This is a genomic window from Carnobacterium sp. TMP28, from assembly GCF_047553015.1.
Classification (GTDB): Bacteria; Bacillota; Bacilli; order Lactobacillales; family Carnobacteriaceae; genus Carnobacterium_A.
This window is the reverse complement of the sequence record NZ_CP180212.1, coordinates 1,126,936-1,148,955: the sequence shown is the minus strand read 5'-3', so window position 1 is coordinate 1,148,955 and position 22,020 is coordinate 1,126,936. Positions and strand designations below refer to the sequence as shown.

General features: G+C 35.0%; 23 protein-coding genes. 21 read left to right on the top strand and 2 right to left on the bottom strand.

Features of this window, described 5'->3' with window-relative positions:
* Window positions 1–173: 173 nt before the first annotated feature.
* The 4 genes from ACMHYH_RS05505 (at window position 174) to ACMHYH_RS05490 (ending at window position 4,300) form a co-directional block, all read left to right on the top strand.
* Window positions 174–815, top strand: a complete 642-nt coding sequence (locus ACMHYH_RS05505; RefSeq protein WP_414838422.1) for a uracil-DNA glycosylase — start codon at window positions 174–176, stop codon at window positions 813–815.
* A gap of 88 nt (window positions 816–903) precedes the next feature.
* A complete protein-coding gene (locus tag ACMHYH_RS05500; protein WP_414838421.1) occupies window positions 904–2,817 on the top strand; it encodes an ABC-F family ATP-binding cassette domain-containing protein in 1,914 nt (637 codons plus the stop codon).
* Window positions 2,818–2,837: 20 nt separating this feature from the next.
* Window positions 2,838–3,785 (top strand): thymidylate synthase, encoded by a 948-nt coding sequence (locus ACMHYH_RS05495; protein WP_414838420.1) that lies wholly within the window; start codon window positions 2,838–2,840, stop codon window positions 3,783–3,785.
* 26 nt (window positions 3,786–3,811) lie between these two features.
* Complete coding sequence (locus ACMHYH_RS05490) at window positions 3,812–4,300, top strand: dihydrofolate reductase (protein WP_414838419.1); 489 nt, start codon at window positions 3,812–3,814, stop codon at window positions 4,298–4,300.
* 59 nt (window positions 4,301–4,359) lie between these two features.
* Here ACMHYH_RS05490 and trhA read toward each other — a convergent pair whose 3' ends face one another.
* The gene (gene trhA / locus ACMHYH_RS05485; RefSeq protein ID WP_414838418.1) at window positions 4,360–5,022 is read right to left on the bottom strand and encodes a PAQR family membrane homeostasis protein TrhA; all 663 of its coding nucleotides are present in this window, start codon (window positions 5,020–5,022) and stop codon (window positions 4,360–4,362) included.
* 200 nt (window positions 5,023–5,222) lie between these two features.
* On the opposite strand from trhA, the gene ACMHYH_RS05480 reads away from it, so the two are divergent.
* From ACMHYH_RS05480 to ACMHYH_RS05400, 17 genes are all read left to right on the top strand, one after another.
* Window positions 5,223–6,065: a DegV family protein gene (locus tag ACMHYH_RS05480; protein WP_414838417.1), complete on the top strand. Its 843-nt coding sequence runs from the start codon at window positions 5,223–5,225 to the stop codon at window positions 6,063–6,065.
* 37 nt (window positions 6,066–6,102) lie between these two features.
* Entirely contained in the window at window positions 6,103–6,927 is an 825-nt protein-coding gene (locus tag ACMHYH_RS05475; protein WP_414838416.1) for an SGNH/GDSL hydrolase family protein, read from the top strand.
* Window positions 6,928–6,966: 39 nt separating this feature from the next.
* Window positions 6,967–7,569 carry a YpmS family protein gene (locus ACMHYH_RS05470; protein ID WP_414838415.1) on the top strand — a complete coding sequence of 201 codons (603 nt, stop codon included), beginning with the start codon at window positions 6,967–6,969 and terminating at the stop codon, window positions 7,567–7,569.
* A gap of 58 nt (window positions 7,570–7,627) precedes the next feature.
* A complete protein-coding gene (locus ACMHYH_RS05465) occupies window positions 7,628–7,849 on the top strand; it encodes a YozE family protein (protein ID WP_414838414.1) in 222 nt (73 codons plus the stop codon).
* Between the two features lie 16 nt (window positions 7,850–7,865).
* A complete protein-coding gene (gene deoD, locus ACMHYH_RS05460) occupies window positions 7,866–8,588 on the top strand; it encodes a purine-nucleoside phosphorylase (protein ID WP_414838413.1) in 723 nt (240 codons plus the stop codon).
* A 42-nt stretch (window positions 8,589–8,630) separates the two neighbouring features.
* Complete coding sequence (locus tag ACMHYH_RS05455; protein ID WP_414838412.1) at window positions 8,631–10,085, top strand: S41 family peptidase; 1,455 nt, start codon at window positions 8,631–8,633, stop codon at window positions 10,083–10,085.
* A 136-nt stretch (window positions 10,086–10,221) separates the two neighbouring features.
* Entirely contained in the window at window positions 10,222–10,767 is a 546-nt protein-coding gene (gene lepB / locus ACMHYH_RS05450; RefSeq protein WP_414838411.1) for a signal peptidase I, read from the top strand.
* A gap of 24 nt (window positions 10,768–10,791) precedes the next feature.
* Window positions 10,792–11,466, top strand: a complete 675-nt coding sequence (lepB, locus tag ACMHYH_RS05445; protein ID WP_414838410.1) for a signal peptidase I — start codon at window positions 10,792–10,794, stop codon at window positions 11,464–11,466.
* A gap of 80 nt (window positions 11,467–11,546) precedes the next feature.
* Window positions 11,547–12,416: a ribosome biogenesis GTPase YlqF gene (ylqF, locus tag ACMHYH_RS05440; protein ID WP_414838409.1), complete on the top strand. Its 870-nt coding sequence runs from the start codon at window positions 11,547–11,549 to the stop codon at window positions 12,414–12,416.
* Window positions 12,417–13,199, top strand: a complete 783-nt coding sequence (locus ACMHYH_RS05435) for a ribonuclease HII (protein WP_414838408.1) — start codon at window positions 12,417–12,419, stop codon at window positions 13,197–13,199.
* A 128-nt stretch (window positions 13,200–13,327) separates the two neighbouring features.
* Window positions 13,328–14,206 carry a DNA-processing protein DprA gene (dprA, locus tag ACMHYH_RS05430; RefSeq protein ID WP_414840313.1) on the top strand — a complete coding sequence of 293 codons (879 nt, stop codon included), beginning with the start codon at window positions 13,328–13,330 and terminating at the stop codon, window positions 14,204–14,206.
* Between the two features lie 202 nt (window positions 14,207–14,408).
* Window positions 14,409–16,487, top strand: coding sequence for a type I DNA topoisomerase (gene topA / locus ACMHYH_RS05425; protein WP_414840312.1), 2,079 nt, complete (start codon window positions 14,409–14,411; stop codon window positions 16,485–16,487).
* A 151-nt stretch (window positions 16,488–16,638) separates the two neighbouring features.
* Complete coding sequence (gene xerC, locus ACMHYH_RS05420; RefSeq protein WP_414840311.1) at window positions 16,639–17,538, top strand: tyrosine recombinase XerC; 900 nt, start codon at window positions 16,639–16,641, stop codon at window positions 17,536–17,538.
* A gap of 33 nt (window positions 17,539–17,571) precedes the next feature.
* Window positions 17,572–18,111: an ATP-dependent protease subunit HslV gene (gene hslV / locus ACMHYH_RS05415; RefSeq protein WP_414840310.1), complete on the top strand. Its 540-nt coding sequence runs from the start codon at window positions 17,572–17,574 to the stop codon at window positions 18,109–18,111.
* 15 nt (window positions 18,112–18,126) lie between these two features.
* Window positions 18,127–19,539 carry an ATP-dependent protease ATPase subunit HslU gene (gene hslU, locus ACMHYH_RS05410; RefSeq protein WP_414840309.1) on the top strand — a complete coding sequence of 471 codons (1,413 nt, stop codon included), beginning with the start codon at window positions 18,127–18,129 and terminating at the stop codon, window positions 19,537–19,539.
* Between the two features lie 28 nt (window positions 19,540–19,567).
* Window positions 19,568–20,377, top strand: a complete 810-nt coding sequence (codY, locus tag ACMHYH_RS05405) for a GTP-sensing pleiotropic transcriptional regulator CodY (RefSeq protein ID WP_414840308.1) — start codon at window positions 19,568–19,570, stop codon at window positions 20,375–20,377.
* Window positions 20,378–20,409: 32 nt separating this feature from the next.
* Window positions 20,410–21,285, top strand: a complete 876-nt coding sequence (locus ACMHYH_RS05400; RefSeq protein ID WP_414840307.1) for an aldose 1-epimerase family protein — start codon at window positions 20,410–20,412, stop codon at window positions 21,283–21,285.
* Window positions 21,286–21,348: 63 nt separating this feature from the next.
* Here ACMHYH_RS05400 and plsY read toward each other — a convergent pair whose 3' ends face one another.
* Window positions 21,349–21,945: a glycerol-3-phosphate 1-O-acyltransferase PlsY gene (gene plsY, locus ACMHYH_RS05395; RefSeq protein ID WP_414840352.1), complete on the bottom strand. Its 597-nt coding sequence runs from the start codon at window positions 21,943–21,945 to the stop codon at window positions 21,349–21,351.
* Between the last annotated feature and the right edge of the window lie 75 nt (window positions 21,946–22,020).

Sequence of the window (22,020 nt, the reverse complement as noted above, 5' to 3'; positions counted from 1 at the left end):
GGCCTTAATTCCATTATAGGAATGTTAACCGCTTTCGTCAACAGTTGTTCATCTTAGATTTCTTATCTAATAAAGTTCTATTGTTAACTAAAAGATAGGTTTGTTCTTTTGGGCTACCTTTTTATGCAGCAAAAAAACAACTAAACGAACTTTATAGATAAGGTGGGGTAAATATGGAGACAATTTTATCAAAGTCTCTTATAGAACTTGTGAAAAAAAGAAGTGAAAATTTTCCAGTCGAAGGCTTCGTATTAGGAGTAGGCCCAGCGAAGCCACGTTTTCTATTATTAGGCGAAGCACCTGGAAAAGTGGAATCGCTGAATGGCATCCCATTTACTGGACGAGCTGGAAAAGAATTAATGACCTTTTTTGATTTTTTAGACGTTACTCGAGAAGACGTATTTATAACAAGCACTTTTAGAAGTCGTCCGTTTATAGAAAAGGAAAAAACAGATAAAAAAACTGGCGAAAAAATTATCCGAAAATACAATCGACCACCCACTAAAAAAGAAATCATAGCTCATGCCCCATTATTAGATAGTGAAATTAAAACAATCAATCCACCTATTATTTTAACGATGGGCAATAGTGGTTTGCAACGCTTAATCGGTAAACAAGCGAGAATCATGCAAGTTCACGGTCAAATGTATGAAGGTCCAATACTCTCATTAGACTCAATTGATGCTTCTACTTTTTCTTTCACGCAAAAAAATTACCGTGTTTTTGCGACCTTTCATCCAGCTGCGATTTTTTATAATCGCAAACTTTTGGATTTGATTTATGAAGACTTATCTCATTTTAAGAAATACATTTGAAAGAATAGGAAGTCTCTAAGTGGCTTTTGTGTTAAAATGAAACAGATTAAAAAAATGCGTGCTTACTATGGGAAAGTGGAGATTAAATATGAAAGAAATGAAAGTCGTTAATTTAACAAAAACATACGGAGAAAAAGTTCTATTTGATGACATTAGTTTTTCAATTCAAACTGGAGAACGAGTTGGGTTAATTGGAGTAAATGGGACTGGTAAAAGTAATTTATTGAATGTCATCACAGGAAAAGATAGTGGTGAAAAAGGTGAGATTCAAACACCAAAAGGGTACACAATGGGCTATTTGTTGCAAGAACAAGAATTCAACGAAGAACTAACTGTTTTTGATACTATCTTCGAAGGAGATACTCCTGTCTTAGTAGCATTGAGAAATTACGAAAAAGCGTTAGAAAACTTGATCTTAGATGCTATGAATGAAAACTATCAAAATGCTTATTCTAAAGCAGAACAAGCTATGAATGATCACGATGCATGGTTAGCTGAAACAAATGCTAAAACCATTTTAAGTAAATTAGGAGTCATTGATTTAGAACAACCGATTGCCACATTATCTGGTGGACAAAGAAAACGAGTTGGTCTAGCGCAAGTATTGATACAAGAGCCTGATTTATTAGTGTTAGACGAGCCAACAAACCATTTAGATTTTAAAACCATCACATGGTTAGAAAATTATTTGAGTGCTTATCGTGGCGCGTTACTTTTAGTCACTCATGACCGCTATTTCTTAGATCGCATCGCAAACCGTATGATTGAATTGTCTCATGGCAAAGCCATCATGTATTCTGGGAACTACGAAAGCTATATTATTGCTAGAGCTGAGCGTCAAGAAGCCTCTATTCGTGCAGATCATAAAAGAAAACAATTATATACTAAAGAGTTAGCTTGGATGAGAACGGGGGCTAAAGCCCGCTCAACTAAGCAACAGGCTAGAATCAATCGTTTTTCTGATTTAGAAGAAAACTTACAACAATCTAATGTAGATGATTCAGTTGAAATGAACTTAGAAGGCTCACGGATTGGTAAACGAGTCTTTGATTTAAGAGACGCTTCATTAACATTTGTTGGACACCCTATTATCGAAAAATTTAATTTATTGATTCAAGCGAAAGATCGAATCGGTATCAGTGGCAAAAATGGTGCAGGGAAATCAACGTTATTAAACGTTCTTGCTGGACGCATCACGTTAGATTCAGGTGAACTTGTCATTGGAGAAACTGTAAAAGTTGCTTACTATACACAGATGACTGAAGAAATGGATCCTAAAAAACGAGTGATTTCATTTTTACAAGAAGTCGGTGAAGAAGTAGAAACATCAAATGGTGAACGCATTAGTGTAACCAATTTGTTAGAGCAATTTCTATTTGAAAAATCAAGCCATGGTACATTGATTGGCAAATTATCTGGTGGAGAAAAAAGACGTCTGTATTTATTAAAATTATTGATGCAAAAACCAAATGTCTTGTTACTAGATGAACCAACCAATGACTTGGATATAGCGACATTGACTGTCCTAGAAGACTATATTGAAACGTTCCCTGGTGCGGTTATTTCCGTCTCACATGATCGTTATTTCTTAGATAAAACAGCAGATAAGTTATTGATTTTTGAAGGAGAAGGAAAAGTTATTCCTTATTTTGGGACTATCACAGACTATATCGCTGAAGAAGAAGAAGAAAAGATGGACTATCAAGAAAGAAAATCTTCTGATAAAGATTCAAATAAAGCGACAACCGATTCTAAAAAAGCAGGAGAAAAAGAGGAAGTAAAAGAAAAATTTACTTACCTAGAACGCAAAGAATGGGATAGTATCGAGCAAGAATTGCTTGATTTGGATACAAAAGTTGTAGCAGTTCAAAAAGAAATGAGCGAGAACTCAAGCAACTCAGCGTATTTACAAGAACTACAAGAAAAACTTTCCTCTTTTGAAAAAACACTTGAAGAGAAAATGACAAGATGGGAATACCTCAGTCAATTTGAAAACAACTAAAACATCCAGGAGGAATTATTTTGGAAACGGAGTATTTAAATTTAGGAGAAAAAGTCCTTTTAGAAGGTGTATTAAAACAAGATAGAACGGGGACAGGAACGAAAAGCCTATTCGGCTATCAGATGCGATTCGATCTTCAAAAAGGGTTTCCTTTATTGACAACAAAACGTGTACCTTTTGGCTTAATAAAAAGTGAATTGTTGTGGTTTATAAAAGGCGATACGAATATCAGCTATCTTTTGCAACACAATAATCACATTTGGGATGAATGGGCTTTTGAGCACTTTGTGAAGAGCAAAGACTATTCAGGTCCAGATATGACTAACTTCGGACAAAGAGCGACAGAGGATGCTGAATTCAACCGTGTATACGAATCTGAAAAGGATTTGTTTTGTCAGCGAGTATTAGAAGACAAGTCCTTTGCCAGACAATATGGAGAATTAGGCAACGTTTATGGCTCTCAGTGGCGCAATTGGAAAACATCACAAGGAGAAACAATCGATCAATTAAAAGATGTTATTGAGATGATTAAAAAGAATCCTGATTCTAGAAGATTAATTGTAACAGCGTGGAACCCGGAAGACGTGCCAACAGTGGCCCTTCCTCCTTGTCATACACTCTTTCAATTTTATGTTGCAAATGGGAAATTAAGCTGTCAGTTGTACCAAAGAAGTGCGGATATCTTCTTGGGTGTACCATTTAATATTGCTAGCTATGCTTTATTAACTCACCTAATCGCTCATGAAACAGGATTAGAAGTAGGCGAGTTTGTCCATACGCTAGGGGATGCACATTTGTATTCAAACCACTTGGAACAAATGACAAAACAACTAGCAAGAGAACCTAAAGCCTTTCCTAAGTTAAAACTAAATACTGAAAAAACAAGTATCTTTGATTTTGAAATGGAAGATATCCAATTAATAGATTACCAGCCACATCCAAGTATCAAAGCTCCAATTGCTGTTTAGAACTAGTAGAAAGATGAGGGATGTAAATGATTGCATTTTTATGGGCACAAGACGAAAATGGACTAATTGGAAACCAAGGAACCCTTCCTTGGAGCTTACCAAATGATTTAAACTATTTTAAAAAAATGACGCAAGGAAAAGCTGTTGTGATGGGTAGAAAGACATTTGAAGGAATGAATAAACGCCCTTTACCCAATAGAGTAAACATTATTTTAACCACCGACGAAAAGTACCAAGCAGAGGGTGTTATGGTCATGCACAGCGTTGATGAGGTAATGGCTTTTGCTGAACACTACCAGAATGATACCTTTATTACTGGCGGAACAGCTGTTTTTGAAGCTTTCCTACCTTTTGCAGATAGCTTGTATCGGACAGTCATTCATGCTGAATTTGAGGGCGATACATGTATCCCGGTGATTGACTGGGACAAATGGGAACTAACCGATTCTCAAATCGGGTTGGTAGATGAACGCAACAAATACCCGCATGATTTTGAAACGTTTACTAAAAAATAATAAAAACAGATTGCTCAAAATTGAGTAATCTGTTTTTATTTGTACGGGTTATAAAAAAATCAAACGTAAAATAGAATCGAAAAATACATAAAAATGGTTCCTGCCAAGACGAATAAATGCCAAACTACATGCATAAATCGCACATTTCTTAAACTGTAAAAAATAGCGCCTATTGTAAAAGAAAGTCCACCTGAGAGCAATAATAAAAATCCATTAAATCCTAAGCCGATATAAATAGGTTTTAAAGCAAAAACACAAATCCATCCCATCATAATATACAACCATGTTGAATATTTTTGAAGGTGATTGATCCATAGAGCTTTATACATTACTCCAATAAAGGCAATACTCCAAACGATACCAAAAAGAGTCCATCCTAAAGATCCACCAATCGTTATAAGAGTATAAGGGGTATAAGTTCCTGCAATTAGGAGAAAAATACTCATATGATCAAAGACCTTAAAAAGTTTTCGAGCACGTGTAAACGATAAACTATGATAGAGTGTCGAACAAAGATAAAGTAACATTAACGTCGAACCATAGACAATGTACGAAAATAGCTCAATTGTTGTTCCATTATTAGCAGCCTTATACAAAAGAATCACTAAACCTGCAATACTTAAACCTAAACCAATTCCATGTGTAATGGCATTGAAAACTTCATTGATAATTAAGTATCTTTTTGAAAAATGAACTTGATTTGATGCGCTTTTTTCATTCATTAAGTGGGCCTCCTATTTTACGTTATTCTCTGATAAAACCTTTGCAGATAAGTATACGAAGAATCGAGAATCTGTTATACTATTTTATGTGTACTACCGATTAGCCATTAGAAACACGATTTGAACAAAAAGTAAAAAAGATGCTTTAATTATATCACGGTTATAAAAGAAATTGTATGCAGAAAGATGGGAAAAATAAAATGAGTAAAATAACAATAGTAACTGATTCGTCTGCCCAGTTAAGTTCAGATGAAATTAAAGCATTAAATATACACATTTTACCAGTAACTATTTTAATTGATGGAATAACCTATATTGATGGGGTAGATATTGGAAAAGTTGAGTTTATGGAATTAATGGAGAAATCTGATCATCTACCGAAAACAAGTCAACCCCCACTCGGTAAATTTATTGAATTATACGATAAACTCGGCGAAAACGGTGGGGAAGTTATTTCTATTCATATGACGGAAGCTTTTAGTGGAACAGTTAATACAGCTAGACAAGCTGCTGAAATGACCAATACAAAAGTTACCGTTGTGGATAGCACCTTTACTGATCGTGGTCTTTCTTTTCAGGTTATTGAAGCGGCAAAATTAGCAAAAAGTGGGGCTGATGAAATCGCTATTTTGGCTGAAATTGAAAGAGTCAAAAAACATACGCGTTTATTTATTTGTATCCGAACGTTAGATAATCTAATTAAAGGTGGCAGAATTAGCCGTGTAATGGGAATTGTCTCTCATTTAATGGATGTAAAATTAATGTTAGAAATGGTAGATGGCAGCTTACAGACTAGAGTTAAGTGCCGGGGAATGAAGTCTATCAATAAATTCAATCAAACCGTTAAAGAAACACTCATGAAAACAAAGAATTTAGCAGAAATTTCATTCTCATATGCTGGTGATTTTGATTACGCCAACGAACTGAAAGAAAGCTTTCAACTCGCCATGCCAGATACGCCAATGACCATTAGTCACACTAGTCCAGGTGTCGCAACTCATACAGGAACAGGTGCATTTTCTATTATTTATTATGTAAAATAAAAAATGATTTTATTCATTAGTGGAGGTGAATCATCAGATGAAAATTATTCGTTCGTTTTTATTCACATGTTTAATCGTCGCTTTAGGCACATTTATTGTATTTCAAGGGTTAAATGTAATGACCGGTAAGACCGAAACAGTAGCACCTAAAAAAAGCCCAGCTGCATTAGAAGCCATCCATCTTTTAGCAATTGGTGATTCATTAACAAAGGGTGTAGGAGATAGCACGAAAAACGGAGGATACGTCCCTCTAATTGCAACTAAACTAGAAGAAACACGTGGGATAGATAGTGTAACAACAAAAAACTACGGGGTTACTGGTGAGCGAAGTGATGAAATTTTAGAAAGAATAGAACAGCAAAAAGATATTCAAAAAGAGATTAAAAAAGCTGATATTATTATTTTAACGGCAGGTGGAAATGACCTCATTGAAACCTTCAAAAAAGAAAAACTGAACATTAATCAAAAAAGTTTTGTTAAGCCAGAAGAAAAATTCAAAAAAAATCTTTCAACTATTTTAAAAAAGATAACGAGTCAAAATCCAAAAGCACAAATTTATGTTTTCGGTCTGTATAATCCTTTCGAGGCTGTATTTCCAGAAATAACTGAAATGAAAAGTATTTTACGCACATGGAATGACGACACAAAAAAAATAGCCGAAGAAAATAAGGCAACTTATCTTTCATTGAGTACGATTTTTAATACTAGCGAGCAATCAAGTATCTCTAATCTAACGAATCCGTCTGATAAAACGGATACGAGTGCTTTGTTATATGAGGAAGATTTATTTCATCCAAACAACAAAGGTTACCAATTGATCGCTGAACAATTGTATCGTATTATCATGGATAAAAAAGACTAAGTTGAGTAATAATGAGAGATTACTGGAGAGGATTTTAATATGAAAGAAAAGAATAAAAAAAGCAGCCTTAATTATTGGAAATGGTCATTTTTGTTCCTATTATCCATCGTGTTGGGAACCCTTATTTGGTTATCTAGTCAGTTGACACCTTTTATTCAAGGTGAACCTAGTTTGACTATAACTGAATCTGATAAAAAAGAAATAACTTTTCAAATCCAAGCTAGCAAAGAAGAGTTAAATCAATTGGTTACAAATTATATTGATGAAGAATTATCAAACAAGCAAGTAGCTTTTAATTTTATCTTAGACCAAGAAGCTCAATTATCTGGAACGTTTCAATTATTTAATCGTGACGTTGGCTTTTCGTTATTTTTAGATCCTTTTGTGATGGAAAATGGCAATTTGCAATTTAAAGCAACTAGAATTTCAGTTGGTGCGTTAGACTTACCTATCTCTTTCGCGATGAATTTAATTAAATCACAATTGAAAGTTCCAGATTGGGTCGCTATTGATACAAAAAAAGAAATCATTGTTTTTAACTTAAATGAATTTTATTTAAAAAATGGGATGCATTTTACTGCAGATAAGATTGATTTAGAAAATGATGACATTCGTTTAAATGTTTTTTTACCAAATAAGTAAAAAAACTAAAGTACTTTTGATTCACTTTAAAATATGAAAAAAGGAGCGCAACGAATTTATGCGAAGTTCATTTTATCACTACTTAATGACAGAAAGAGATCCGCACAAAAAAGATGTGATTACCTTTTTTGCGAATGACGCTTATCTTGACGTTGGCTTTCCGAAACAGTCAGAAGATTACCAGGAAATTAGTCATTACTTAGAATTAAATGGGGATTATTTACCAGAAATGTCTATTTTTGATGAAGCATGGGGACGATATTTAGAAAAAGAAAATTAAATTGGAGGAATAAATAATGAGTATACACATTGATGCAACAGAAGATCAAATCGCTGAAACAATTTTATTACCAGGAGATCCGTTACGTGCAAAATATATTGCGGAAACATTTCTAACAGATGTTGAGCAATACAATAGCGTTCGTAACATGTTCGGGTACACTGGAACGTATAAAGGTGTAAGAATCTCTGTACAAGGAACAGGAATGGGATTGCCTTCAATGATGATTTATGCAGAAGAATTAATAACAAAGTATAACGTTCAAAACCTAATGAGAGTTGGAACTGCTGGAGGAATGAAACATTCTATTAAAGTAAGAGATGTGGTTTTAGCACAAGGAGCAACAACTGATTCTGGTATTAACCGTCAAACGTTCCATAATCAAGTTGATTTTGCGCCACTTGCAAACTTTGAATTATTGAAAACTGCTTACGATATTGGAATGGAAAAAGGAATGAGTATGAAAGTGGGAAATGTTTTATCAGCCGATCGTTTTTATAACGAAGAATTAGATAAAAAGAAACTAGCAGATTATGGTGTGCTCGCTGTTGAAATGGAAGCGGCAGGTTTATATACTTTAGCAGCTAAATATGACCGTAAAGCGCTAACTATTTTAACAATCAGTGATCATTTAATTACAGGAGAAGAAACAACTTCAAAAGAGCGCGAGACAACATTTAATGACATGATGATTTTGGCTCTAGAAACAGCTGTTAAACTGACTAAATCTTCATTATAAATCGAAAAAAGAATTCTAACGGATTTGAAAGGAGTTAACCTTATGCAAGAAGAACCAGAAAAGAAAAAACAACGTCATGTTAAGGTGAAAACCTTTCTTATTTCTTTGTTTGTTGTTGCTGCTATCTCAATTGGTGGAACATACCTGTTTACAACACAAGTAAATCAAGCTGTTCCAGATAAAGAACAGCTAAGTATCAAATCAGGAGAGCTTTCTAAAATTGAAGCCGTATATGACCAACTTCTTAGTCAATATTTTGAAGATATAGATGAAAGTAAACTTGTTGAAGGTGCATTATCTGGCATGGTAGATGCTGTTGGCGACCCTTATACACAATATTTAAACGTAACAGAAGCTACCTCCTTAAACGATACGATTTCAGCGTCTTTTGAAGGCATTGGTGCTGAAGTAATGAAACAAGGAGATACAATTATGATTGTCTCTCCCATAGCTGGATCTCCAGCAGAAAAAGTAGGGTTAAAGCCTAATGATGTCTTATTGAAAGCTGACGAGAAAGTGTTAACTGGTTTATCTTTAAATGAAGCTGTTTCGTTTATTCGTGGTGAAAAAGGTTCTGAAGTCTTGTTAACCATCCAACGTGGCGAAACTCAATTTGAAGTTTCTGTGACTAGAGATACAATTCCTGTAGAAACAGTTGTTTATAATTTGGACGAGAAAGACAAAACGATTGGGTATATTTCCATTAATAGCTTTTCAAATCCAACATATGATGAACTAGTTACAGCAATAAAAGAATTGCGCACCCAGGGAGCGAAATCCTTTATTTTTGATGTCAGACAAAATCCAGGTGGCCTACTAGATGGTGCTTTGACTATTTCTAATCTGTTTGTCAAAGATGGTTCTGTTATCATGCAAACACAAGAAAAAGATCAAGACCCAGTTAAATTGTTAGCTGATAAAGAAACGATGGGTGAATTTAAGGTCACAGAGCCAGTTGTTCTCTTAGTTGATGAAGGAAGCGCCAGTGCATCTGAAATTCTTGCAGGAGCAATGAAAGAATCTGCTGATATTCCTATTATTGGGACCAAAACATTTGGTAAAGGCACAGTTCAAACCGTTGCTAGTTTCTCAGATAATAGCGAGTTAAAATTAACGATTGCCAAATGGTTAACACCATCTGGTAAATGGATTCATAAAAAAGGCATAGAACCAACTATTTCAGTTGAATTGCCAGCTTACACAAAGCTATTGCTTATTGATAGTACAAAAGAATACAAATTAGGTGATGTTTCAGCTGAAGTTGAGAATCTAGAAAAAATAGTTGCTGCATTAGATTACGAAACAGGTCCAATTGATGGGTATTTTGACGAAATGACTGTTTCAGCTGTTAAAAAATTTCAAACAGAGCAACAGTTAGAGACAAGTGGCGTAGTCTCTGGTGACACAGCGACAGCGGTCATTGAAGAGTTGCGTGAATTAATAAAAGGCAACGATACACAATACGAAAAAGGAATCGACTATTTACAAAAAAATTAAGCAATTAGATAAGATTAAAAAAGGAAAGGTAAGGTGTATTTTCCTTTTTTTAATCTTGCTTTTATTTGAAATAAATAGTTATTTTAATCCTTTTCTTGTATGATAGAAACAATTAGATAAGTTTGGAGCGAAAGTTATGGAGAAAAAAACTTGGAAGAGCCATTTATGGGACTGGTTTAAGCCCTTTTTATTTGCAATGGTACTAACAATTTTCTTTCGGAATCTTATTTTTTTGCCAATGACTATTGAAGGTGCGTCAATGATACCAACATTCCAACAAGATGATGAAATCATCGTAAGAACGATTTACCACATCAATCGATTTGATTTAATCGTTTTTAAAGATGACTCAGATCGAATATTTGTCAAAAGAGTGATTGGTTTGCCTAATGAGAAATTGTCTTACCAAAACGATCAATTGTATGTAGATGACATATTAACAAAAGAACCATTCTTAGCGAATTCATTTGTTGATAAAGCTAGTGGAACATGGACATCTGATTTTACATTAGAAGAAATAACAGGTCAGATAACCATTCCTGAGGATGAATATTTTGTTCTTGGCGATAATCGTAGATCTAGTAATGATAGTCGTTATTTTGGATTTATTCCTGCAACAGATATTATCGGTGAAACGAGGATGATTTATTATCCATTCAAACGTCTGTCCATTGTTCAATAATTTAATAGAAAGTAGTGGTAATAAGTGAGAAAAACAACTTATTCAGATGGAAGAGATTCGCAAACAGAAAATTTTGAACCTAGAAAAGCTCGCTGTGCAAAAGATAAAGAATTTAAAAAAAAGAATAAGAAAAAAGATTTTATTTCTGAAGCGGGAAATACATTAGTGTATGTAGCAATTGCTTTAGCTGTTTTTTTACTTATTCGTCATTTCTTATTCGTACCGGTTAGTGTTGATGGAGAATCAATGGAGCCTACACTTCATGATAACGATCGTTTAATTTTGAATAAAATTGAGAAACCTGATCGATTTGATATTATTGTTTTCCCAGCACCAAGTAGCTCACAAGAGTCTACACCCTCAAGTAAACAATACATTAAAAGAGTGATTGGATTACCTGGAGATGAGATAAGGGTGGTTGATGAAACGTTGTATGTAAACGGAACAGAAGTTAAAGAAGATTACTTAGAGTCTGTCAAAGAAAACTTAATTCCTGGAGAAATATTAACCGATGATTTTACTCTAGCATCAGTAGCTGGCGTCGAAGAAGTCCCAGAAGATACTTATTTTGTAATGGGTGATAATCGGACAAATTCTTTAGATGGTCGCGTATTCGGATTCATTGATGAAGCGACTGTTTCTGGGACAATAGATATCCGGATTTGGCCGTTAAAGAATTTTGGTAAACTAAACGAATAAAAAATAAAAAGATACCCCCAAAAAAGGAAGAGGCCTTTTCGCCCCTTTCTTTTTTTTGGATGGTCAAAGGAGAAAAAAGTATGCCGACAATTCAATGGTTTCCAGGACATATGGCTAAAGCCAGAAGACAAGTTACAGAAAAGCTTACACTAGTAGATGTTGTATTCGAGCTAGTGGATGCAAGAATTCCGTTATCCAGTCGCAATCCTATCCTGGATGAATTAATTGGAGAAAAACCCCGGATTGTTATTTTAAATAAAAGTGATTTAGCTGACGCTATTTTAGTTCAAAAATGGGTTGCTTATTTTAATGATCAAGGTATTTCAGCCGTTCCTATTGTTGCTCAAGAGGGAATCGGAATGAAAAAAGTTATGAGTGAAGCAAAAAGGCTATTAAAACCTAAATTTGATCGAATGGCTGCTCAAGGACGTAAACCTCGTCCAATAAGAGCGATGAGTATTGGTATTCCTAATGTAGGCAAATCAACGCTTATTAACCGATTTATCAAAAAAAATGTTGCTCAAACAGGGAATCGACCTGGTGTAACAAAAGCTCAACAATGGCTCAAATTGAACAAAGAACTAGACTTACTAGATACACCAGGTATTTTATGGCCAAAATTTGAAGATCCTGAAGTAGGTAAGAAACTAGCTTTGACAGGGGCAATCAAAGACACTATTTTACAATTAGATGACATTGCACTATATGGTCTAGAAATTATGAAAGAAAGATACCCCGCAAATCTTGCTGCTCGTTATGGTTTAACTGAAGCGGAAATGACTCTAGTACCTGCCGATTTATTGATGTTGATTACTGAAAGAAGAGGATTTATCGATGACTATAGCCGAGCAGCTGAAATGATTATTTATGAAATACGTAATGGTAAAGTCGGTCGTTATACACTAGATGAAGTTCCTAAAAATTCAACGACTGAAACGAGAAAAAAATAAATGGAAAAACCATTATCTATTGCTGCTATTAAAGCCTTACTAAACGACATTAATCACCCTTTAGATGAACGTATCGCTGTCTTTCGACTAGATCAAAGAAAAGGAGTTAGTACAGCTTTAACATCATGGGAAAAGCGTTTAGAAAAAGAACGAGAAAAAGAACGAAAATTAAAAATCATGCTTGAACACGAACAACTGATTTGGGGTAGTGGGCTATCTTTGATCGCTGGAATTGATGAAGTTGGCCGTGGACCTCTTGCTGGGCCTGTAGTAGCTGCTGCTGTTATGTTACCAACAGACATCCAAATCTTAGGAATAAATGACTCAAAACAATTATCTAGTGAAAAAAGAGAACAACTTTTTATAGAGATACAAAAACACGCTTTAGGAATTGGGATCGGGATAAAAGATCAAACGGTTATTGACGATGTGAACATTTATCAAGCAACTAAATTGGCCATGTTGGAAGCTATTCAACAATTGCCACAGGTTCCTGATTATTTGCTAATTGATGCCATGAGACTGCCAACATCTATTCCACAAGAAAGTTTAATTAAAGGGGACAGTAAAAGTTTATCTATTGCTGCAGCTAGTATTGTAGCAAAAGTGACTCGTGATCGCATGATGGCTGAATACGATCTTTTATACCCTGGCTACGGTTTTGCTCAAAATTCTGGCTATGGGACTAAGCGCCATTTAGCTGGGTTAGAAAAAATAGGAGTTTGTCCGATCCATCGTCAGTCTTTTTCACCTGTTAGACAAGCACTGAACAACTCCTTTTAACTAAAAATAGGCACTGTCCCTTACTATATGGGGATGGTGTCTTTTTTTAAATAATGAATAAGGTCTAACAATGCGGATACTCTATTAATGAATTCAATCATAAATAGAAAAGAGTAGAGGGAAAATCCATGGAGAAAAAGCGGATAGAGCAGCACATATTTCATCTAGCCCATTGTCGAGGAATAGGGCCTATTAGTCAGGTTAGAATGGTTGCTGCACTAGTAGACGATCAAACCTTAACAGCCTATCAGTTAGCTCAATCGGCTCATTTATCGACTAAAAACAAACAAGCTTTTTTAGAAAGTTATGATCGAATAGAACCAGAACGTTTGAAGAAAAAATATGCTTACCAAAATATTCAATGGATAACTATTTTAGATTGTCATTATCCAGAGTATTTAAAACAAATTTATAATCCACCAGCACTTTTATTTTATCGAGGAGATATACGGTTACTAAAAGATAATTTATTAGCTATTGTAGGCCCAAGAAATAATACCCCTTATGGTTCTTTAGCTTTAGACCAATTGTTGCCTGAATTAATCAAAAATAAGATTGTAACCGTGAGTGGATTGGCAAAAGGAATTGATTGTGCAGTCCATAAAAAAACCATCTTATTAGGTGGCAAAACAATCGCTGTAATTGGCTCAGGTTTAGACTATTCTTACCCTTACGAACACAAGAAATTACAAAAAGAAATCGGAGATTACCATCTTGTATTATCGGAATACCCAATAGGTGTAAAACCATTGCCTTACCATTTCCCAATGCGAAATAGGCTGATTGCTGGCTTATCTTTAGGCACATTAGTTGTAGAAGCACAAAATCACAGTGGGAGTTTAATTACCGCTAATCTTGCTCTACAAGAAGGACGAGAAGTCTTTGCTGTTCCAGGCCCCATTACAAGCCCGTATTCGCAAGGAACTAACCAATTAATTATGCAAGGAGCAAAATGTGTTTTGACAGCTTCTGATATTCTAGAAGAATTTATTTTTGATATAAAATGACGTTATTTATTTATTGAAAACCAACATTTTTCCTTCTATAGTATAGTCAAGAAACAGACTATAAAAAGCAAATAGTTTTTAATTTATAACTTTCTACAGTTGACAAACAGGTATGAGATGGCATAAGATGATTAACGATTTATGTTTTGGTTAAAACTAGCCGAAAACAGAAAATATGAGCTCACTTGAAAGGAGCATTTCATTGGCCTATAAATACCTGGTAATTGTTGAATCACCAGCTAAAGCAAAAACAATTGAAAAATATTTAGGTAAGAACTATAAAGTCGTCGCTAGTTTAGGTCATATACGTGATTTACCGAAAAGTCGTATGGCTATTGATGTAGAAAATAATTATCAACCTGAGTACATTTCAATTCGAGGCAAAGGTCCACTAATCAAAGAATTGAAAAAATTCGCAAAAAAAGCTGAAAAAGTTTATCTTGCAGCTGACCCGGATAGAGAAGGGGAAGCAATAGCCTGGCATCTTAGCCACCTATTAGGATTAGATATCAACGATAAAAACAGAGTTGCGTTTAATGAAATTACTAAAGAAGCGGTTAAGGGAGCGTTCAAAGAACCTCGCTCAATCGATATGCAATTAGTAGATTCCCAACAAGCTCGTCGAATACTTGATCGCCTTGTAGGGTATACTATCAGTCCTATTCTTTGGAAAAAAGTCAAAAAAGGGTTAAGTGCTGGACGTGTGCAATCTATTACACTTAAATTGATTTGTGAAAGAGAACAACAAATTGCTGAATTTGAACCCGAAGAGTATTGGAGTATCGAAGGGAATTTTAAAAAAGGGACTAAAAAATTCAAAGCTCATTTCCATGGTCTAAATGGCAAAAAACTAAATCTTAAGAACGCAGCGGATGTAAAAAAAGTTATTCAAGCGATTAAGAGCGAAGATTATGATGTAACTAACGTAACGAAAAAAGAACGCAAACGTAATCCAGCTTTGCCATTCAAAACAAGTAGTATGCAACAAGAAGCAGCTAGAAAATTAAATTTTAGAACACAAAAAACAATGATGATTGCTCAACAACTTTATGAAGGCATTTCTTTAGGTCGTGGTGGGGCTGTTGGTTTGATTACTTATATGAGAACGGATTCCACACGGATAGCTGATTCTGCTAAGAATGAAGTCGTTGACTACATCACTAAAGAATTTGGTTCAGAATATTCTGCTTCAAAACCGCGTTTAGGGAAAAAGGCTGTCAGTGCACAAGATGCCCACGAAGCCATTCGACCATCAAGTACCATGCGGACACCAAAAGATATTGAAAAATACCTAACAAAAGACCAATACAAGTTATATAATTTAATTTGGTCACGATTAGTTGCAAGCCAAATGACGCCAGCAATTTTTGATACGGTAAAAGTGGATATTACTCAAGATACGGTTTTATTTAGAGCAAATGGCTCAACTTTAAAATTCCCTGGATATCAAAAAGTTTATGTTGAAGGAACAGATGATGGTAAAGAAGAAAAAGTGAATAGCTTGCCCGAACTTGAAAAAGGCGATACAGTGACTGCTGTTGATATTGAACCCAATCAACACTTCACTCAGCCACCTGCTCGCTATTCTGAAGCAACACTCATTAAGACACTAGAAGAAAATGGCGTTGGACGCCCTTCAACGTATGCTCCTACACTTAATACGATTCTTAAGAGGTATTATGTTAAGATACAAAGTAAACGCTTTGAGCCGACTGAATTAGGCTTAATTGTGAATAACTTAGTAGTAGAAAATTTCCCACAAATCGTTGATATTCACTTCACCGCTGAAATGGAAGAAGACTTAGATGCTGTTGAAGAAGGAAAAGAAGAATGGACCAACGTTATTGACCGTTTTTATAAGCCATTCATCAAAGAAGTGGAAAACGCAGAAGAAAATATTGAAAAAATTCAAATAAAAGATGAGCCTGCTGGTTTTGACTGTGAATTATGCGGACATCCAATGGTCATCAAATTAGGGCGATACGGGAAATTTTATGCTTGTAGCAATTTTCCAGAATGCCGAAACACAAAAGCGATTGTTAAAGAAATTGGCGTTACTTGTCCATTATGTAAAGAAGGACAAGTTATTGAGCGGAAATCTAAGAAAAACCGTTTGTTTTATGGATGTGATCGTTACCCAACATGTGAATTCGTTTCATGGGATAAACCTATTGGTAGAAATTGCCCTAAGTGCGAACATTACCTAACTGAAAAGAAAACAAAAGGTAAAACGCAAGTCATTTGTAGCCACTGTGATTACAAAGAAGAAACACAGCAATAAGCTTTACGTAACAAACTTATCGAATAGAACTAGTTAGGTAGTAGAAAAACAATAAAACATAAACTAATCTAAACGACAATCAAGTTAATCAATTGTAATCCTTTTACTTCTATGATAAAGTAATTTTGTCATAGAAGTGGAGGGATTTTTTTTGACGAATCTTGAATTAAAAAAGATATTTCTGCTGTATTTAATTACTGAACGACATTATTCTGAACTCACTAAAAAAGCTTACGAAGAAGATATCAATGAATTCACAGATTTTTTAGCGGCCACTGGTAAATCAGGTTATGAGTCTGTCGGCTTACAAGATGTTCGTATTTTTTTAGGTGAACTGAGTGAGCGTCAATTGAGTCGCAATACGATTTCTAGAAAAATCTCAAGTCTTAGGGCTTTTTACCAATTCCTTTTAAAAAATCAAATCATAACAGAGAATCCATTTTCTTATATTCACCTAAAAAAGAAAGCGCTCCGTTTGCCTCGCTTTTTTTACGAAAAAGAAATAGCAGTACTATTTGAAGCTGTTAAAGGTAAAGAACCGCTCGATTTTAGAAATGAAGCTCTTTTAGAAGTATTATACGGAACTGGAATCCGACTTAGCGAATGCAAGAATATTGTCATGAAAGATATTGATTTTGATCTAGGCATTCTACTCATCCGTGGCAAAGGTAATAAAGAACGCTACGTTCCATTTGGTCACTATGCAGCAGCAGCGATACAAGAATACCTTGAAAAAGGTCGAGATATTCTAATGATTAAGTATGAAAAACAACACCATTACTTATTCGTTAATCAACACGGGACACCCATATCTTCATCGGGTATTGAATACGTTTTAAATCAAATCATTAAAAAAAGTAGTTTAACCTCTAAAATCCATCCTCATATGCTGCGCCATACTTTTGCAACCCATTTACTAAATAATGGAGCGGATATGAGAACGGTTCAAGAATTATTAGGACACGCTAGTTTATCATCAACGCAAATTTATGCCCATGTTACGAAAGAACATTTACAAAAAAATTACCGTAAATTCCACCCAAGAGCTTAAAAAAAGCAACGGTAGGTTAATGGAGGAAAAAAGATGACAACATTTCATGCAACAACTATATTTGCTATTCAACACAATGGCGCTTGTGCCATGTCTGGAGACGGTCAAGTCACAATGGGCGAAAGTGTTATTATGAAAGGAACAGCTCGTAAAGTTCGTCGGATCTATAACGATGAAGTACTCGTTGGTTTTGCTGGAAGTGTTGCAGATGCCTTTACCTTAGAAGAACGATTTGAAGGGAAACTAAGTGAGTACAAAGGAAATTTAACTCGTGCAGCCGTTGAACTAGCTAAAGAATGGCGATCAGACCGTGCACTTCAAAAATTAGAAGCTTTATTGATTGTGATGAACAAAGACGAGATGCTTATGGTCTCAGGTTCAGGTGAAGTAATCCAACCAGATGATGGTATTTTAGCTATTGGGTCTGGTGGGAATTTCGCTCTAGCAGCAGGAAGAGCCTTAAAAAAATACGGCAAAGATCTCACCGCTGCAGAAATTGCAAAAGAGAGTCTACTCGTAGCGGCTGATATTTGTGTTTATACCAACCACAATATTATTGTGGAAGAATTATAAGGACGTGATGACAGGATGAACACAGCAGAAAATAGGACACCTAGAGAAATTGTTAGTGAATTAGATAAGTATATTATTGGTCAAAAAGAGGCTAAGAAATCAGTTGCAGTCGCTCTACGCAATAGGTATCGACGTTTGCAATTAGACGAAGAAATGCGAAAAGAAATCACACCTAAGAATCTATTAATGATTGGGCCTACCGGAGTAGGGAAAACTGAAATTGCTAGACGCTTGGCTACAATTGTCAAAGCGCCCTTCATCAAAGTTGAAGCAACCAAGTTTACAGAAGTGGGTTATATTGGACGAGATGTCGAATCAATGGTTCGCGACTTAGTAGAGGCTGCAATTGTGATTGTTGAAAAGCAAGAACACTCGAGCGTTTATTTTCAAGCGGAAAAGAATGCTGTGAATCGTTTAGTTAAAATTTTAGTACCTGGTATAAAAAAAGAAAAGAAACAATCAACTGCATCAAACCCATTTGAATCTATGTTTCAAGGAATGAATTTTAATCAGGAAAAACCTGTCGAAGAGGAAGAAGAAGTCAACGAAACCATTACACTTAATCGTGAATCGATCAAACAACAAGTTCGAAATGGTCAATTGGATAACAGAGAAGTAACCATTGAAATAAAAGAACATAAAAAAAATATGAACTCGCCGATGAATGCAGGCCTAGAACAAATGGGTATTGATTTAAATGAAACATTGGGTGCATTGCGTCCAAAAAATAAAGTTAAACGAGCAGTTACAGTTAAAGAAGCATTAGATATTTTAATTCAAGAGGAGTCAGAAAAATTAGTTAATCAAGAAGATATCTACTCAAAAGCTATTCATTTAGCGCAAAACTCAGGCATCATTTTTATTGATGAGTTTGATAAGATTACTTCTAAAAGTAACCAGTCAGGTGAAGTATCTAGAGAGGGTGTACAAAGGGATATCCTACCAATTGTTGAAGGCTCACAAGTATCGACTAAGTATGGTACTATTCAAACGGACTACATCTTATTTATCGCTTCAGGTGCTTTTCATGTCTCTAAACCAAGTGACTTAATTCCTGAATTACAAGGACGTTTTCCTATTCGCGTTGAACTAAATGATTTAACAAAAGAAGATTTTGTTAAAATTTTAACTGAACCGAATAATGCCTTAGTTAAACAATACATTGCCATGATTGCGACCGACAATATTGATGTTACCTTTACGTATGAAGCAATTGAGCGATTAGCTGATATTGCTTATCGTGTAAATCAAGAAACGGATAATATCGGCGCAAGACGTTTGCATACTATTTTAGAAAAGTTATTAGAAGACCTTTTATTTGAAGCACCTGATATGCAAATGGGAGACATTACGATTACGAGAAGCTACGTTGACGAAAAAATTGCGCACATTGTTGAAGACAAAGATTTGAGTAGGTATATCTTATAATAACGCGAATGACGTGGAGGAATAAGCTATGAGTGGATTGCTTCAAAAAATGCGTATGATTAATCAAATGCTCCAAAAAAAAGGCGGAGTGGTAAATACGGAGTTAGTTAAAGAAGGGCAACTTCCCTTTAACGATATGGCGAGTATTTTAGCTGACGTTTTAAATGTAAATGCCTATTTAATTGATGAAGCCGGAAATCTATTAGGTTTTAATGAAAAACATGAAATCAACAATCAGCGTGTAAAAGAAATGTTAAAGGCAGAAAAATTTCCTTTTGACTATTCTTTGAGTATGCTCGAAATTAGTGAGACTCGTTCAAATATTGGTATAGAGAGTGATTATACTATTTTTCCAATTGAAACAAGGGATTTGTTTATCAATGGTTTGACAACTATTATCCCTATTTACGCAGCGGGTGAGCGGCTAGGAACATTAATCCTAGCCCGTCTTGCGCCAGAATTTGATGACAATGATTTGATTTTAGGAGAACACGCTTCTACGGTCGTTGGGATTGAAATTTTATTTAAAAAATCAACTCAAATAGAAGAGGAAATAAGAAATAGCGCAATGGTTCAAATTGCTCTCAAGACATTGTCTTATAGTGAAATGAAAGCCGTTAAAGCTATTTTTGAGGAACTTAATGGAACAGAGGGACGGTTAACGACTTCTATTATTGCAGATAAAATTGGCATTACACGCTCTGTTATTGTCAATGCATTGAGAAAATTAGAGTCAGGTGGTATTATCGAGTCTAAGTCTCTTGGTATGAAAGGGACTTACATTCGTATCCACAACAAAAAATTTAAAAGTGCTTTAGATAAAGAAACCTTTTATTAAAAACACTTAAGATGATAAGGGAGCTGGGAGCTTTGATTAAACTAGAAAACCACTTTATAACGGTTGAAATTTCAGAAAAGGGTGCAGAACAAGTTAGTTTGAAAAACAAGCAGAACAGCACGGACTATCTTTGGCAAGGAGATCCAACTTACTGGAATAGACAGGCTCCTGTTTTATTTCCTTTTGTTGGACGTCTGAAAGATAACCAATACCAATACAACAATAAAACCTATAGTATGAATCAACATGGTTTTGCTAGAGATCGTATTTTTGAGGTAACCAATCAGAGTGAAACAGCCGTAACGTTGTCTCTTTTATCCGATGAGGAATCAAAAAAAGTCTATCCTTTTGATTTTTGTTTGAACATTACGTATCAACTAGAAGACTCTTCAGTGAGCGTTAGCTATCAAGTGGACAATAGAAATACCGATGAACCCATGTATTTCTCTATTGGAGGACATCCTGGTTTTAATGTCCCTTTAACCGATGAGACGAGTTTTGAAGATTATTATTTAAGTTTTTCGCCAAAGCGTTCACGAACACTTATCCCATTAAATGGAGCTTATATTGATTACGATAACCGAACTTTAGGGCAAACCAATACAGATATTGCATTAAGATGGCGTCTTTTTGATGAAGATGCACTTATCTATGAAACAAAGAATAAAAATGTTTTTTCTATTCTTTCAGACAAGACAACACACGGTATTTCTGTTAGCTTTACAGATTTTCCATATGTCGGAATCTGGTCTCCTGCAAAACTGAAAGCTCCTTTAGTTTGTATTGAGCCTTGGTATGGCATTGCAGACACAAGTGACTCTACTGGACGTCTAGAAGATAAGTTAGGAATTCAATTCTTAAAACCTAGCGAACAATTTAACTGCGAGTACACGATTACTATTTTTTAATTTAAAAAAAGTCTGACAGATTATCCTGTCAGACTTTTAATTTGTTCGTTGTTTCCAATCTAGCTATGACTCTTTTTTGGTTTTCTTGTATCCATATCCAAACGGAACTTTGCTTTCTGTTCCAAGTCGAATGCGTTTGATATTGTCTTTGTGCCGATAGATAATAAAAACAGCTAAAATTCCGGCTATTGTTGTTAATACTACATCATTCGTGACTAGACTAGAAGGAAGGATAATGAACAAGCCGAGAATACTTGAAAAACTTACCATTCTTGAAAAATAAAGAATGACCAAAAATAAAACTACACAGAAAATAAAAAATGGGGGATTATACGCTAATAAGACGCCAGCACTAGTTGCAACGGCTTTCCCACCTTTAAATTGGGCGAAAATAGGAAAAGTATGCCCAACTATTGCACCAAGCCCAACAATCATGGGATTCAAATCAGAATTTAGAAAATAAGGAAGACTAGCCGCCAATGTTCCTTTTAAAACATCTGCTAATAGAACCATGACACCAGCTTTAAAACCTAAAATACGAAAAGTGTTTGTTGTTCCTGAATTTCCACTGCCAAACTCTCGAATATCTTTTCCATACATCTTTTTACCAATCCATACACCAGATGGAATGGAACCAAGTAAATAGGCTACACTAAACATAAAGATAATTTTTATCACTTTATTCACTCCTAACTTAGCAAATTAATTGCCAGTACGCTGTATTTTACCATTTTT